The following is a 15,322-nucleotide window of genomic DNA, read 5'->3' as shown; positions in this document are numbered from 1 at the left end:
AGTAGACCTTTTTACAGGTATTGATGCGAAAATTACCCGCGAAACGGCAGTCTTAATCTGCAGAAACTCCCCTTTAACGGGTATCGTTAACGGATTTTTTGTGCTCGTCAAGTATAATTCTGTCGACGATTTCTTCCCTGCTCTAAAGGACTACTTCGACCTAACCTTAATGTACGGTCAGACTCCGAGAACCACCCGTTCGGCGTAGATCGTCTATCCGCCCAAAGCTTGGATTAAGGAAGCAGGCTATAACCACTATATTGAAAGCGTGAACGCCTTCCTGCGTAGCGACTGCGGTCTTTCGGATGTGTTTCGGCGTGCAAATTTGACCCCCTTGGCGGGGTAATCGGCGTCCAATTTTGACCCCCCTCAGATTTCATCTGACCATCCGGCTTTTGGCGGCGGATGGAGTGGGAGTTGAAGCGAGTGGATACTATTGCGCGTGTTCGACGGGCCTTCCATGTGCAGGGCTGGTCGGTGAAGAAGATCGTCCGGGAACTGCATGTTTCGCGCAACACGGTCCGCAAGATTTTGCGTTCCGACGAGACCGATTTTACCTATGAACGAGAGCGACAACCGCTGCCGAGGATCGGAGCGTGGAAGGCCGAGATCGAGCGGTTCCTGACGACCAACGAGGGCAAGCCATCGCGCGAACGGTTGACGCTGATCCGGATTTACGAGGAGGTTCGGGCACTCGGCTACGACGGCAGTTATGACGCGATCCGGCGATACGCCAAGACCTGGGCGAAGAACCGGGGAGCCATGACGGCGGAAGCCTACGTGCCGCTCTATTACGCGCCGGGTGAGGCCTACCAGTTCGACTGGAGCCACGAGATCATTCTGATCAACGGCGTGACGACGACCGTCAAGGTTGCTCACGTCCGGCTCTGCCACAGCCGGATGATGTTCGTCAGGGCCTATATGCGCGAAAGCCAGGAGATGGTGTTCGATGCGCACGACAAGGCCTTCGCCTTCTTCCGTGGCACCTGCACGCGCGGCATCTACGACAACATGAAGACGGCGGTCGAGGCCGTATTCGTCGGCAAGGAGCGGCAATACAATCGCCGTTTCCTGCAGATGTGCAGCCATTATCTCGTTCATCCCGTGGCCTGCACGCCCGCATCAGGCTGGGAGAAGGGGCAGGTCGAGAACCAGGTTGGCCTCGTGCGCGAACGCTTCTTCACTCCACGCCTTCGCGTCAAAAGCCTGGAAGAGCTGAACGTATGGCTGCTCGACAAGTGCATCGCCTACGCCAAGGCGCACCGCCATCCCGAGCAGACCGAGCGGATGATCTGGCAAATGTTCGAGGAGGAGCGCGGCAGCCTCGTCCATTACGTCGGGCCGTTCGACGGATTCCACTGCGTCCCGACCTCGGTGTCGAAGACCTGCACGGTCCGCTTCGACAACAACAAATACTCCGTCCTCTCAACTGCGGTCGGCCGGCCGGTCGAGGTTCACGCCTATGCCGAGAAGATCGTCATCAGGCAGGACGGTGTGAACGTCGGTGAGCATCCTCGTTGCTTTGGCCGTGGCGAGACGATCTACGATCCCTGGCATTATGTCCCTGTTCTGGCACGCAAACCCGGTGCTTTGCGCAATGGTGCGCCGTTCCGTGAATGGGTCCTACCCACAGCGATGGAGAAAGTGCGCCGGCGGCTGAAGAGTGTCCATGATGGTGATCGGCAAATGGTCACCATTCTCGGATGCGTTCCCGCCGACGGTCTGGCGGCCGTCGATGCTGCCTGCCAGGAGGCTTTGGATCACGGCGTCTGCTCGGCCTCGGTGATCATCAACATTCTGGCCCGGAGCCGTGATCCGGCCCCGGCCGCAACCCTGCAAACCCCGGATGCGCTGCGGCTTACCCATGAACCGGTCGCCGACTGCGCACGGTATGACAGCCTCAGGAGGGCAAGCTGATGGAACGCACACAGGTTCTCGAACTGATGAGCACGCTGAAGCTCTATGGAATGCGCGGCGCTTACGACGAGGTCATGGGCAACGGCATCAAGCGGCAGCACGAACCGCCGCGCATCGTCGGCGATCTCTTGCAGTCGGAGATCGCCGAGAAGCAGGCCCGCTCCATTCGCTACCAGCTCAGCATTGCCAAGCTGCCGCTCGCCAAGGACATCGACGACTTCGACTTCGCCGATACGCCCGTCAATGAACCCCTGGTGCGGGAGCTGTCGACCGGCACCTTCGTCGCCGATCAGCGCAATGTTGTCCTCGTCGGCGGCACGGGAACCGGGAAGAGCCATCTGGCCATCGCGATTGCCCGCGCACTGATCCGCAACGGAACACGCGGGCGCTTCTTCAATGTCGTCGATCTGGTCAATCGCTTGGAAACGGAAACGCGCAGCGGCAAGCAGGGGCGGACGGCCGACTACCTCAACCGTCTCGACTTCATCATCCTTGACGAACTCGGCTACCTGCCGTTCGCCCAGGCCGGCGGCCAACTCCTGTTCCATCTGATCAGCAGGCTCTACGAGCGGACTTCGATCATCGTCACCACGAACCTGGCCTTTGGAGAATGGCCGACGGTGTTCGGTGACGCCAAGATGACGACCGCGCTTCTGGACCGTCTCACCCACCACTGCGAGATCGTCGAAACCGGAAACGAATCCTGGCGCTTCAAGAACCGCTCTCAAAGCTAAAGCCGAAGACGATCATCACGCGCACTTGGCCTACCCTCTGCAACCCCGGCCAGCGCCGGGCAGGCCAAGCGCTGATCTACAGCATATGGGGGGTCAAAATTGGACGCCGATAAGGGGTGAACTTTGGACGCCGATTGACATTTCGGACGATATTTGCGACAAGATCTTCCGTCGCAACGCGCTTCGTTTCCTTCCCCTAGAAAGGGGAAGCTTGGGGCGCGAGCGGCTTCTGACCTACTATCGAACAAATAGATTGGATGAGAGTCGCCTTCCCTCCGCGAGCTCGCGCCTAGTCGCCAGTCTCTTTGGTCGGTGAACGACCCAATGTTGAGAAAATGAGGAAAGCGCACCGTAATCGCCTTTCCTCTCCAGATGGTGTCCAACGGTGGGTTCCGGTCGCGCGCCTTGATGGGAAAGGAACCATCGACCCGCCAATTATCAAGCTTATCGATCTGGGAAAACAAGGTCTTACACGCCGAACCTTTGCAGGGGCCGCACTCAGGAATTCCACCAGCAACTCGGCGTTCAATCCGGCAATCGCAACGGCCATTATCCGGATGTCCGAATGGAAGCGGTCTACTGGCTGACCGTCGAAGACATCCAAGTCGCTGCGGCTGAAGACTGTCGCGAGAATTCGCTCCACACCATTGGACGGCCGCGTTTCCAGCGTAGGGCCGGGTGTTCGGCACCAGGCCTTTTCGTGAGGTCTCCCGGTTCCAACCGAACCTCCTAGTGCTCAGGCCGCCAGAACCGCTCCTCAATGACGACCGGCTGCTCTCCAGGAACCCTGAACCGCTCCTCCTTCACGGAAATGTCGAGGTGCTCGTGGAATAACGCCACGTAATCACGTTGGTCCTGGAAGTCGGACGGCACCTTGCCTAGCTTGGCCGCTACGTCGAGGGACGCTCCTCCTGTAGAGGTGACGGGGATGACTTTCGCATGCGGCTGAAGTTGCCTGAACATCTCATATTCCGCAACGATTCCACCCATGCCGCCAATGAAGACCGCCGCCTTGAACTCGTGCTCTTCGAACATGCGTTGCCGCATGAGCTTCAGGCTCGCCTCTCGGTCATTGCTCAGCTTTTCCGTGAAAACGACGTTCCGGAAGCGCTCGTTATCTTCAGGGAACTCGTCCTTGAAGAACTCGGACTGATAAAGCGTCACCCACTCCCCGTAGTCAATGCTCATGCCCTCGGACATAACGAGGATCATTGGGGTGATCGCAGGATGTCCGCCCCAGATAAGGCGCCTGCGTCCCAAGACTACGTAGGCGAGCGCTGATACCGCGGCGGTTATGGCGACGGTATCTGCCGTCGCCGCGAATTCCGGGCCACGCCTCGGGTCAGGAACGCCCGCAGATAAGAAGATTGCTTCCGCCATCATTCGTCCATCCCTGCCAAGGCCCACCCCGCCTCAGACACCCGGATAGTCTTCACTGCTTTAATCTGCTCGTCCAGCCACGCGAGATGGGCTATCCAACTATCGCGAATTCCGATGTGATCGTAAACAAGCACCGGGACCTCGCCCTGCTCGGCCTTCCTTGCCTTCGTCGCGACGTCGTTCAAGGTCTCGGCCGACGGGATACCGACGATCGGATAAGCCCAGATGAGGCGCTCGTTCAGCAGCCGTACGGCAATTGCCCGGTGGGCGCCCACAGCCTCAACCGCGGCGCCGATCTTCTCGACGTCGGCTCTGAGCTTGCCCGTGATCGACATGTACCTCGCGGCGATGCTCATGCTCCGGAGCCGCTCGACGCGTAGCACGATTGAGTCTGCCGTCACATCTACGATCGGGCCATCAGGACCGAGGAGTTCTTGGGAATCGAGATATACACTCTCAGCCATGTCCATCAGACGGTTTGGCGTATGCTCGGGCCAGATGACACGAATGACCTGAATCTCCTTCGCCCTAGCCCGACCGATTTCCTGCCGAGTCCATCGGCTGGCGAAATAGCTGGGGGTATCAAGCATCACGACAACGTCGGAGTCGACCAGCCGATGCCACAGTACATCCTGGAACGGTTCACCGGGACGTATGTCATGCGTGTCCAGGAAGACGTCAAATCCGCGAGAGCCGAGGAGGTCGTGAAGCTGCAGAGCCGCCGCACGGGACTCGGTTCGTCTATAGCTGACAAAAACCCGGCGCTGCGCGCGCAGGAGGCCGATGCACTCTAAAGCCGCTCCGGAAAGCTCCGTCAGAGCCGTGTCGTCGGACCGGCGTCTCAGTCCGTTTGCGAACTGCAGCGAGGGCGGGATCGCATCCGCGAAGTCGCCCGAGTGATCGACCGTCGGGATGACTGGCAAGCTAGCGGCTTTGAGTTCGTTTGCGACGTCGACGTCGACTTCCTTGGCTCCGCCGAAATAGACGGCCGCAAATGCGTTTCGTGGATCGCGCTTCAGAGCGGACTGGCCATCATGAAGCAGGACTTCCGTCCCGACCGACAAACCGAAATCGGCGATCATTTCCCCGATCGTGGCAGCGAACACAGCACGTTCTTTCTCGGTTGGCGATCCGAGTATCGCTAGTTCATAGACGCTCATCGACCCGCGAGCCCTGCGGCGGTTTCAATCCAACCGCCTATATTTTGATGTCCGCGCTGCTGCACGTAGTCGTATGCCATGCAATGGTTTGAGATCTGGACGACGCTGTCCGTCTTGGGAGCAGCGAACCACAGGTCACTCTCCGGGATGGCGCGGGTATAGTCGGAATAAGAGACCCACTTCCCGCCTTTCCACTCAGCAAGATAGATGGAGCCGCTGCTCCTGTAGACGCCCATCTGTGCGAGCGGGTCGTAACCCTTGGTAGAAGTGTATCCGTTCCTGTCCTTGACGCCGTGGATATGGACAGTCAGCAAACCGTTGCCCTTGATGATGCTGCGGGCGATCTCGTAGCGCACCCAGCGCCTCTGCCAGGTGTCCGTTCCAGTCAGAACGCAAGTCACGGAAGTATTATCGAGTCCCTTTCGAAGGAAAGCCTTCAGGGTGTCGTCGTTTTCGCGTTTGGAAGCCTCGAACACGCTGTTGTCGAAAAAACCGGTGTCGACATGGTCAGGCTTCGCGACCCAAGAATTGCGGACATTCCACGCACGCCAGACGTCCGATGAATAATGAAACGAAAAGAACGTTCTACCGGCCATCGGTAGTTTTTCTGCTCAAAGCGTTTGGTTGCCGTAAAGGCGGGTTCCCTTCCCCGCCGCATCGAAGCTCCCGATGCCGCCTGTTGAGGCCTTATCGAGATGTCGGTAAAGCTCGAGATATTCGTTGCCATGAGTGACGCCGCGGCCATCGCGGGTGGGGATAACAAGGATTCGATCCAGGCTTTTGACGCCGTCCGCATATCCGATTTCCCAAGGGCACCAACGACTGCCCATAGAGTTCTGGGTCGCAAGGAAGAAGAACATCTCGAGGTCGCGGATCTTCGCCTGGATTTTTTCCGCCGTTCGGCGATCCGGACGCTCCGGCATCGTCGCGTCTTCCCAGTCGATGTAGACCTCCCATCCATTTTTATGGAGGTAGCCCTGCAGTCCTTTGGCGAGTTCGGCATCGAGATGGCTATGACACAAAAACGCCGTACGCTTGTTCTGGACCCGCCCTTCGCTAGCTGATTTCCTTACCGTCGAGTAGCCCACTGAGCTACGGATGTCGCTTTGGTTAATGGCCATATGGTTCCCTCACTTGACCAAGGATATTGGCTGATTCGCAACTTCTAAGCGAGCCATCTACTTCGCCATCTACACGATTTTCATGCACGCGAGTGTCTCCTGTAGGATGTGGAATCAATTTACGAGACCATATGCGCCAAGGCCGACGGCATCGTCGAAAACAAATTCTTGGAACATCGCGATGCGCAACCGTCGGCCGCTCGTGAAAGATTGGCGTGCTCAAGAGGCGCGCCCATGCAATCGACAAAGATTGCGCCAGCAGATTAAAACACCCAAATTCAATTGGCTCGTAGTTGAAGGGATCCCAACCGACGATCCGGCTATCTATTCTCTCTCTACGTTATAAAATAACCAGCCTCATCAATATTTTGGCATAGCGGTAGCGATGGATTCGAAATCGTTAGTGAAAATGATAGCTTCCAGGATGTGCTAGCCCGAGGGTTAGAAGAAAAGCATGATCGATTTCTTCATGGCCCCCTTCAACACCATCTCCGCCGTTTTCGTGAAGATGGGTTGGCATCGCGGCAGCACAGATGCCAGTGCACCCTTTCTTTATGGCGCTTACAAGAACTGAAACCACTGGTAGTAAAGCTTTAATAAAATTCGATCACTCTAGTACCTCGGGGTTCGGGGGGCGTCCAAATGAATCAACTTTGGTTTGGGGATAATCTTACAATCCTTCGAGAAGAGGTCTTCTCCGAGAGCGTCGACCTAATCTATCTCGACCCACCATTCAACAGCAACGCGAATTACAACGTTCTATTTCGAACACCGTCTGATGAGGCCGCTAGCGCACAAATCGAGGCATTCCGCGATACATGGACGTGGGGCAACGAAGCTCAGTGGGCAATTGACGAGATCATGATGAACGGCGGCCCGGTCGCCACCATTGTTCACGCACTTCATTCAGCTTTGGGCGAAAGCGACATGATGGCTTACCTAGTCATGATGGCGCAGCGATTGTCGGAATTGCGCCGCGTGCTTCGAAGCACCGGATCGCTCTACCTGCACTGTGATCCAACTGCGAGCCACTACCTGAAGATCGTTTTGGACGCGATATTCGGTCCTGTGATGTTCGACGCTGAAATTATATGGAAGCGTACGAACGCCCGGAGCACCGCAGGGAAGTGGCCGCGGCTGCATGATGTCATCCTGGTGTACAAAGGCAGCAGTATCCGGAGCTTCAATCCACAAATGGTGAAGGGCGATGCACAAAAGCTGCCGCACACTCTAATTCTCGGAAATGATGGCCAAAAGTACCAGACATTCGAGCTGACCGGAGCTGGTGTGACCAAGGAAGGTGAAAGCGGCAAGCCGTGGCGCGGATATGATCCGACACCCCTCGGTCGCCATTGGGGAAAATCGGTCGCGGAACTGGAGCGCCTCGATCTCGTCGGTGAAATTCATTGGCCCAAGAACGGTGGGTGGCCGCGGCGCAAGGCCAGCGAACCCTTTGTGCCGGAAAACCGCATGATCACCGTTGGAGATGTTTGGACCGATATTGATCGCCTCAACCAAAAGGCTGCAGAACGTCTCGGATATCCGACCCAAAAGCCGTTAGCGTTGCTCGACCGCGTTATCCGTGCATCCTCGAATTCCGGCGATGTCGTGCTAGATCCGTTCTGCGGGTGCGGCACCACCGTCGCAGCCGCTCAAGCCGCCGGCCGGCAGTGGATTGGAATCGACGTCGCCTATCACGCGATTAAGGTCATTGAGGGAAGGCTAGAGTCGATGCCCGGCGCCGTTAAATATGATCTGGGCGGGATACCTCGTGACTTCGAAGCTGCCATGCGTCTCGCCCAACGCGACAAGTATCAGTTTCAGTGGTGGGCCAATTACCTAGTTGGAGTCCAGGCATTGAAAGAGATCAAGAAAGGTGCTGACCGAGGTATCGATGGACAAATGTATTTCATGAATGGACCGAAAGGATGGGGCCGTGTCCTGACTTCGGTCAAAGGCGGCCAGCATGTTGGCAGCAAGGACGTCCGGGAATTCAAAGCAGTCATTGATCGAGAACGGGCAGAGATGGGCCTTTTCATCTGCCTTAATGAACCGACGCGCGACATGAACACGGAGGCCGCTGCGTTCGGATTTGTTCAGACTGCACACGGCCATCTCCCGAAGCTGCAGATCGTATCGATAGCAGAGTGGTTCCGAGGCAAGCGCCCTCATCTGCCATCATTGGGTCACATATCCCGCGAGTTTTTCGAGCCCGAGAAGCGCGCGAAGCACAAAAAGGGCCGAATCCCAGATCCCAACGCACCGGAATTCACGTTCAGCTTTCCGGGAACGAAGGCCGACAACACCGTTGTCCATTTCAATCCTTCGGCTGTGAAGGCCGAAAGTCTCTGAGTGAGAGTTGATGGAGCGTTCGTCTCGGAGGCGACACTACTTGGGAAGGCGATCAGGCACCTGAACTCCAGCCCTGGGCCGCATGGGAAAGCGCCATCACAGGCGGGAAACCATGCGCCTGACCCGCCGCTATCACACCCTGGAACCCGGAAGCCTCCGCTTTCGCTTCGGAACCGACTCGCCCGCTGCAGCCCAGCAGAAAAGGGAAAGCGAATCCCTTGACCAGTTCCTGATCAGAAAACGATAATCAGAGGCGGCTCACCTTGGTGGAAAAACCAGCTCAGTTCCGCTCGGAAATCAGCAAATTGGCAGGAACGAACCGCCTGTGGCTCTGGTCGCGCCGGCGCGCTGTGCGCCCGGGCCAGTACCGCGGTTTCCGCCCATTGGGATCACGAACCATCTCGCGCGAATTGTTGCCGGGATACGAATTCGCGTTTCATCGTGATAGGTTCGAAGTGCGGAGCGCCTATATGTTAGGGAGAGGGGTAGATTTTGACGCGAAACGATCCAATTGGACCTGAATTTTATGTTCCGTTACGCACAGCAGAAAAGGTATCCGACGCTGCCTTCTATCTCGCCGCGGCGCTTTCAATCGCAGTACTACTTGTCGATAAGACATCCCAACCCAAGGTGTATGGCGCCATTCAGGCCAGCTTCGCAGTGGCCGTCGTTGGGATGTTCGTGAGCGGCATCGTAATACGAACGTACTTTGCCTCTCGTGCACACTCGAGTCGCTTTGCCGATTTTGTTTCAAGCGCGTTTTCGGTTCCGCTAGTCCCATCTCCGTCTCAAGGCTACTACAATCCGCCTCAAGGAGATGCATTCCTTCGGATCGGTGCATCTGTTTTAGAAAATGCGCTGTTCACCAAATCGATTCTCGTCGGGATGTTGCGCTTCGAGCGGACTCGCATCTGCGTCTACGTGCTGGTTTGGTTGTGGGCCGCAGTCTACCGCGCCACGGACCTGGAATTGCTGGCTCTCGCTGCCCAGGTGTTGTTTAGCGAACAACTTCTTTCCCGATGGGTGCGCATGGAATGGCTCCGCTCGAGAGTGGAGCGCCTCTATGATGATCTGTACGCGCTCATCCAATCCACCTCCGAATTTCGAAGCAAGGAGTTTCGCGCTCGTGTCATCGAGTCCTTAATCAGATACGAAACGAGCAAAGCCCAAGCAGGCCTGTCGCTCTCATCTCGCGTGTTTAACAAACTGAATCCCGAGCTTTCTCAAAAGTGGAACTCGCTGTGCGATCAACTTGGAATCGCTCCAGCTAAGGGGCCGGCCGCTTGATCGACCGGTCCGCTAGGCGCTTCGCGTAGCTTCTTGAGTAGGATCGAGCGGATGCCCGGACCTTCGAGCAGAGCGCCGATCTCGGCGCCGTGCGATCGTCCCGCACCAACTGACGTCGCCATCCAGTTGAAACTCGAAATCACGATATTGTCTTCATCCCAGCCAAGATATTTCGCGTGGACATCGTCGACGCGAACGATCTTGATTCCGCGTTCGGCAATCTCCCCTGGAGAGGGCTCGTGGCCCTCCTCGAGCAAGAACTTGCTAGGCCGGGTATATTGAAGCCTGACGTCGATCCCGCGGGATGCTGCCGTCTCCATCGGCACGAGCACCGACGTCTCCGCCGACAAACCGTAAAGATCGCACGCAATCTCGATTTCTTTAGTAGCGCGGTCGCGAGCGAGTGTTACGCACTCGTAGTGATCGTAATCAGTTACCAGAGAGATCGCGTATGCACCGATTTCCGGCTGAGCGCGCGTCTTCAACTTTAGCTCCGACCAAATGTGATTAAGCCGCCTTGCAGTGCCGCTCCAATTGCCGACGGCTGGAAGCTGATTGGACAGCAGACGACTTACTACCTTGGACGCGAACGAGGCGCTGCGCGTTCGCAACGATACCTCCAACCAGTCGAAGTCCGAGGAAAGAAAATTGCAACTGCCGACGATGGTGGTCCATCGTCCTGTTTCGCGATCGTCGAACAGTAGGACCTTGGCGTGAGAACCAGACGAGTGTGACGAAAGCCTAATTCTTCCCCTGACGCCGGGCGGAAGAGCGGTCAGCACATTTGCTGCGTCAGAAAATTTTCTCGGGGGCCCACCGGCTTCGGGGTCCGCATACAAGCCCCAAAGTAGCTCGACTCGGACCTTGCGCTTTGCTGCCCGCTCCAAGTCAGGCAGCAGGTCACGAAGGGTATCAGAGCTGAGGAAACACGAGTGGATCACAACCGTCGATTTCGCCCGATCCAATGATTGCCGAAGCAAGTGGAGGTGCGCTGGCCCGCCGACAATGATGTCATCAGCGGTGAGGTCGTCTCTGGCCACTTCCTGTACCATGTAAGACTTGGAGGAATAGGCGGCGGCGTCATCATCCTTAACTTCCGCCGAGGCTTTTACCAGCGCAGCGCGCAAGCCAAGCGGAGTGTTCGGAGGAAGTCCGACCTGGACATCGTTGAAGGCTATTCCAACGCGGGCGTAAGGCAAAGACGGCGTCCGAAATTGTGGTGTCGCCGGCTCCAGACTTTCGTTAAGGTTTAAGCGAAAAAGGTCACGCAGCGTCGCATCATTCGGCTCGAAAGTATGAAGAAATGCCGGAAGCCGCACGGCATCAGTTGGCAGATCCTTCTCGTAAACAAGATCGAGATCGTCGGCGCGCATCCAATGACCGGTCAGCCTTTCGACGCAGACGGAATCCCAGCGAATATCCTTCTGCAGACGCTCGGGGAGCGACTTCTCCTTGGCATGCCTCTGCCCCGCCGGAGTTGCAGCGAAGTAGACTTTATCATTGTCGCTTCGTACCTCGATCCAATTCGCGCGCAAGAGGTTGATCAGCGCCTCGACGACGAGCCTGTGAGGGACGTTGGCTATCACCGCGAGTTCGGAAGCCGTGTGCTTTGCGACCGTGCTCTCGATGAGGAGCATGTGCTCGATGAGGCTCCAGCGTCGGCCGAAACTGTAGAGGTAACTCACGGCCATCCTGTAAAGGGGAACGTAAATATACTTCATGGTGTTGCCCTCACCCTAGACAGGATGCGCGCTTTCTCCGCTGAGGCCATCTCCTTCATCATCCGACCGATATACGCATGCTCATCGTATTCACTCGTGGTGGCATTGCAACGCGATTCGAAGAAATCCCAGCTCCCCACGATAATAAGCTTCTGCTTCGCGCGGCTAAGCAGCACGTTCATTCGATTTTTCTCTTTAAGAAACCCGACACTTTTCCAAGGAACAAGTGCGTTGTTGCGCACGAGGCTTACGATCACGATGTCGGATTCTGAGCCTTGGAATTCATCGACCGTTGCCCCCATCCTCTTCCCATGCCCGAGGTCAAATGGAGGCTTGAACATATGGGATAGCCGTCCGGAACCGTATGCTCGCTCGATAGCTGTTCTAATGGCATCCAATTGGCCGTTGTACGGCGAAAGAATTTGCAGATCGCAAGCCTCTCCGCCTTGTGGTTGGATTTGCTCAAGAACCTTTACGACCAACTCGGCTTCAGGCCGCGAAACAAAGAGACCCTCGACTTCGCCTTCAGCGAATTCCTCCTTCCGCTCCCAAGGGACGTCGCACCAGACTACTCTTTGCTCTGGCAACCAGGATCCCGACGGGATCGTGAAAGGCGTCAGACCCTGGAACCGATCGTGGGTCGCGGGCGGGGAGTGCAAAATCGTGCCGCCCTCATCGTCAGGGTAAAACACCTTCCCGACCAGTTCGGCGATATGTGGATGCATGCGGTGCTGGTCGGTCAGGATCGCTGCAGGCGAGCTTTCCACATCGCGCGGCGCGCTTCGTGTGAAGATCGTCTCGAACAGCTTGACCATGCGCGCCCACTCCGCGCAGCGCTCAACAAATGGATCCCGATCCTCATCGTCCGCCACCAGTGAGGGATCAACGAGTCCTGGCGCAAACCGAGCACCGGCCTGTATCGCCTTCCGAACCTTGAGAGGGTCGCCGAGAAGATCCGTGAAGCGCCGAACATTGAATGGCGGAAGCTGGTGGTGGTCTCCGATCAGAAGCAGTCGGTGGCTTTCTTGCAGGGCAGTCGCCATGTCGAAGCCGTGCGCCTTGCCCGCCTCCTCAATGATCGACCAATCGAAGCGCCTTCCTCGACCAGCGAGATCTGCTAACTCCGGCGAATTGAGCGTCGAAAATGTCAGATTGGCCGCATCTTGTACTAGAACTTGCATCGTACGGACATCGGTGTCTGCGTCTGGACCGCTTCGGTCGACGTGATCAACAGCAAATGCCAGTCTGTCCTGCAGGTGCGAGGGTGAGCGCCCCGCCAAATCGCTCTGATTGAGCTGTGATAGAATGGCTGCGGTGACGCTCTCCGAGCTATCGGCATCGCCGTCTTCAGCACCTAAGCGCAGAACAATCGGCCGGTGGTGATTGTCGTGGTCTGCGAAGACTGTCGAAAGTTTGCCTCGAACGTCGTCGACAGTGTGATGAGAGTGGGCAGTAATCAGGATTTGCGCGCTGGAGTCGACGTTGAAAAGCCGATCCGCAAACGCCTTGATCAGCGTCGTCTTGCCAGTGCCGGGAGGACCCTGAATCGCGAAGGAGGGCTGGGTCCCCCAAAGCCGCTGGAGTGCCGCAAGCTTCGAGTCGTCAAGCGGTATGGCTGCCTTCGCCGGCGGCAGGACATCAGAATTAATGCGCGTTACCTCGCGAGGAGATGCGACGAGTCGCAGCAGTCCTTCAAAGAGACGCAGGTCTTCGATTGCCTTATGCCGTCTCCGGATCTGTGCAAGTGTGCCGCCATGATTCCGAGCCAAATAGGCTCTGCCTTCTCGCACGATAGCGGCCCCTTGAGTTCGAAACAGATAACGTGGGCCTTTCGGGTCAGGCTTGGCCTGTACAAATCGCCAGGTAATCGACGACGTATCGCTGCCGATGGTATGCCGATCGAGGAACGAGTACCGGTCTTGCTTTGGATCCTCTTCGTCATCCGCCGAGACTGCCTCGGCTCCCAGTTTGAACCAGTCCTGAACCTGTTCCGGAGGAGGATCGAGATTTAGAAACCGCGCTAAGTCTGCCCGCTCAGGCTCTTGGAACGGCGTTACAACAATTGTTGTATCGTTCACGCCTTTCTCGACATCAAGGATGTCGACAGCGCAGATTTGCGCCACGGTCAGGACTGTGTCGAGCTGTTGCGTAATCCGGAAGAATTCGTGGACGGTGCGCAGATTGGTCGGAAGCTCCGACCGCTGAGTGCGGATCGGAAAAACCTTGTCCCATTGAGCCGATTTGTCCCGCACAGATCGAATGTTCTTCCGGATGTGTGGGAATAGTTGCACGTCGAGCTTACGTTGCCCCAAGCTGAACAACTGGTCGTCCGATGTAATCCTGGGAACCCGTTCGATGCCGTCGCAAAAACCGACGTCCCATGTGGTTAAGCTGTCAACCGACCAATTGCGTACCCGATACTCGAGCTTCTCACCCTTCAAGACGTAATAAGGTGAGGGCGTGGTCCGACCGATCACCCGAACGTCCCCTGTAAGGTCTTTTCGGATCCAGTCGCGTTGAGCGATGGGATCGTGGGCGCTTGCACGGCCTTCCGAAACAACTTCTATGGTCCGCGCTATATCCAGATCCGAACCGAGACGCACTGCAAACAGCAAATCTCTGCCTGCCGACGACGTTACAGTGCCGAGATCGCGTATGACCTGCCGCAGCAGCTGCTCGATTTCATCACCATCGACGAGACGTTGTTCCTGACTTTCCTCAATCAGGCGTCGAATGATATCGCGCTCTGCTTCTCGGAGGTTCGTTAGGTTGGCAACAAGCGCAGGCAGCGCTGCTCGTTTTTTTGTATTTTTAATTGGCACGCCGAAAAGCTCGGCAGCGGTCAGGCCGAAATCGTACCAGTCTGTTGCTGTGGAATATTCGCCATCCGGTTTATCAAGCTCGGGGGCGCAAAACGCGCTTTTCCGCGATACCCTTGATGCGCCGCTGTCGGGTCCTGCCAGGCGCAATGACCATTCAAAGCCGCTCAAACGAAACTCGCCCTGACCATCCGGACTTACGAACACGGATGATGGGGAAAGGGAGCGGTGAAGTGTTCCTTCTCGATGGAGGATCGCAAGTGCTTCGGCTATACGAAGCAGCCCTTCCCAAAGCGGGCGACGACGGCTGACCTCGGCCAAATTGAGAAGCCAGTGATATCGACTTCGGTTTTGCAAGACTTCGGCGAGAACCTGCCTTCTCCCGCCATCGAGAATTGCGAAGTAATACTTTTCATCCGAATCGAGATCGCGAAGCTTTACGAACAGTTCGGAGGCTCCTGGATAGCTTTGCAGCCGCATAAGGCCGCGCACTTCACGATTCCAGAGTGCTTGAATTGCCGCGCTGTCGCCCGCGCCTTTCGACCATAGTTTGGCGTAATAGAGGTCTCCCTGGTCTTCAGCTTGCCAAAGGTCCGGAACACCCCGCTTCGAATCGCCCGGGACAATCTTTCGGATCAACCTGTAGCGCCCGACCTTTTGCTCTGCCATTTCGCCGCCCCCCCGCGGTTTGACTACCTTATTCTGTTTACGAAAGCCGAATGCGCTCATCACGTGCAAAGCTATCTCTTCACCTCGGCGCCGCTAAGATCAATGGGGTCTTGAATAGACTCTGGTATTATCAGCAGTTTTTCGCGCGACTCGTCCATTTCG

General features: G+C 56.8%; 9 protein-coding genes and 1 pseudogene. 4 read left to right on the top strand and 6 right to left on the bottom strand.

Features of this window, described 5'->3' with window-relative positions; genetic code table 11:
- Positions 1-417 precede the first annotated feature (417 nt).
- Together istA and istB are read left to right on the top strand one after the other, a co-directional pair.
- Positions 418-1,911, top strand: a pseudogene (istA, locus tag ATY75_RS14110) (IS21 family transposase); the annotation flags it as partial.
- Positions 1,912-1,916: 5 nt separating this feature from the next.
- The gene (gene istB, locus ATY75_RS14105; RefSeq protein ID WP_064818141.1) at positions 1,917-2,651 is read left to right on the top strand and encodes an IS21-like element helper ATPase IstB; all 735 of its coding nucleotides are present in this window, start codon (positions 1,917-1,919) and stop codon (positions 2,649-2,651) included.
- 729 nt (positions 2,652-3,380) lie between these two features.
- Here the strand turns inward: istB and ATY75_RS14095 are convergent.
- Genes ATY75_RS14095 through ATY75_RS14080 form a run of 4 tightly spaced genes read right to left on the bottom strand, consistent with a single transcriptional unit; the run spans position 3,381 to position 6,312 of the window.
- Positions 3,381-4,034, bottom strand: a complete 654-nt coding sequence (locus tag ATY75_RS14095) for a hypothetical protein (RefSeq protein ID WP_210199552.1) — start codon at positions 4,032-4,034, stop codon at positions 3,381-3,383.
- Positions 4,031-5,191 (bottom strand): toll/interleukin-1 receptor domain-containing protein, encoded by a 1,161-nt coding sequence (locus ATY75_RS14090; protein ID WP_088938024.1) that lies wholly within the window; start codon positions 5,189-5,191, stop codon positions 4,031-4,033. The genes ATY75_RS14095 and ATY75_RS14090 overlap by 4 nt, the downstream gene beginning before the upstream one ends.
- Positions 5,188-5,787 (bottom strand): TIR domain-containing protein, encoded by a 600-nt coding sequence (locus ATY75_RS14085; RefSeq protein ID WP_088938023.1) that lies wholly within the window; start codon positions 5,785-5,787, stop codon positions 5,188-5,190. The genes ATY75_RS14090 and ATY75_RS14085 overlap by 4 nt, the downstream gene beginning before the upstream one ends.
- Positions 5,788-5,802: 15 nt before the next feature.
- The gene (locus tag ATY75_RS14080) at positions 5,803-6,312 is read right to left on the bottom strand and encodes a toll/interleukin-1 receptor domain-containing protein (protein ID WP_088938022.1); all 510 of its coding nucleotides are present in this window, start codon (positions 6,310-6,312) and stop codon (positions 5,803-5,805) included.
- Between the two features lie 642 nt (positions 6,313-6,954).
- Here ATY75_RS14080 and ATY75_RS14075 point away from each other — a divergent pair.
- Together ATY75_RS14075 and ATY75_RS33905 are read left to right on the top strand one after the other, a co-directional pair.
- The gene (locus tag ATY75_RS14075) at positions 6,955-8,664 is read left to right on the top strand and encodes a site-specific DNA-methyltransferase (RefSeq protein ID WP_088938021.1); all 1,710 of its coding nucleotides are present in this window, start codon (positions 6,955-6,957) and stop codon (positions 8,662-8,664) included.
- Positions 8,665-9,156: 492 nt separating this feature from the next.
- Positions 9,157-9,951 (top strand): hypothetical protein, encoded by a 795-nt coding sequence (locus ATY75_RS33905; protein WP_143535301.1) that lies wholly within the window; start codon positions 9,157-9,159, stop codon positions 9,949-9,951.
- Here ATY75_RS33905 and ATY75_RS14065 read toward each other — a convergent pair.
- Together ATY75_RS14065 and ATY75_RS14060 are read right to left on the bottom strand one after the other, a co-directional pair.
- Positions 9,912-11,672 (bottom strand): phospholipase D-like domain-containing protein, encoded by a 1,761-nt coding sequence (locus ATY75_RS14065; protein ID WP_088938019.1) that lies wholly within the window; start codon positions 11,670-11,672, stop codon positions 9,912-9,914. The genes ATY75_RS33905 and ATY75_RS14065 overlap by 40 nt on opposite strands.
- Positions 11,669-15,160 (bottom strand): AAA domain-containing protein, encoded by a 3,492-nt coding sequence (locus tag ATY75_RS14060; RefSeq protein ID WP_088938057.1) that lies wholly within the window; start codon positions 15,158-15,160, stop codon positions 11,669-11,671. The genes ATY75_RS14065 and ATY75_RS14060 overlap by 4 nt, the downstream gene beginning before the upstream one ends.
- Positions 15,161-15,322: the final 162 nt, after the last annotated feature.

The sequence above is a fragment of the Rhizobium sp. N122 genome, from assembly GCF_002211295.1.
GTDB lineage: Bacteria > Pseudomonadota > Alphaproteobacteria > Rhizobiales > Rhizobiaceae > Rhizobium.
Note: the sequence above shows the minus strand (reverse complement) of the source record. Positions and strands in the feature narration are given on the sequence as shown.

What these genes read in the sequence shown, in the direction of transcription:
- ATY75_RS14060 (WP_088938057.1), bottom strand. Translation starts at nt 15,160, where the DNA reads ATGGCAGAGCAAAAGGTCGGGCGCTACAGGTTGATCCGAAAGATTGTC.
- ATY75_RS14065 (WP_088938019.1), bottom strand. Translation starts at nt 11,672, where the DNA reads ATGAAGTATATTTACGTTCCCCTTTACAGGATGGCCGTGAGTTACCTC.
- ATY75_RS14095 (WP_210199552.1), bottom strand. Translation starts at nt 4,034, where the DNA reads ATGATGGCGGAAGCAATCTTCTTATCTGCGGGCGTTCCTGACCCGAGG.
- ATY75_RS14080 (WP_088938022.1), bottom strand. Translation starts at nt 6,312, where the DNA reads ATGGCCATTAACCAAAGCGACATCCGTAGCTCAGTGGGCTACTCGACG.
- ATY75_RS14085 (WP_088938023.1), bottom strand. Translation starts at nt 5,787, where the DNA reads ATGGCCGGTAGAACGTTCTTTTCGTTTCATTATTCATCGGACGTCTGG.
- istB (WP_064818141.1), top strand. Translation starts at nt 1,917, where the DNA reads ATGGAACGCACACAGGTTCTCGAACTGATGAGCACGCTGAAGCTCTAT.
- ATY75_RS14090 (WP_088938024.1), bottom strand. Translation starts at nt 5,191, where the DNA reads ATGAGCGTCTATGAACTAGCGATACTCGGATCGCCAACCGAGAAAGAA.
- ATY75_RS14075 (WP_088938021.1), top strand. Translation starts at nt 6,955, where the DNA reads ATGAATCAACTTTGGTTTGGGGATAATCTTACAATCCTTCGAGAAGAG.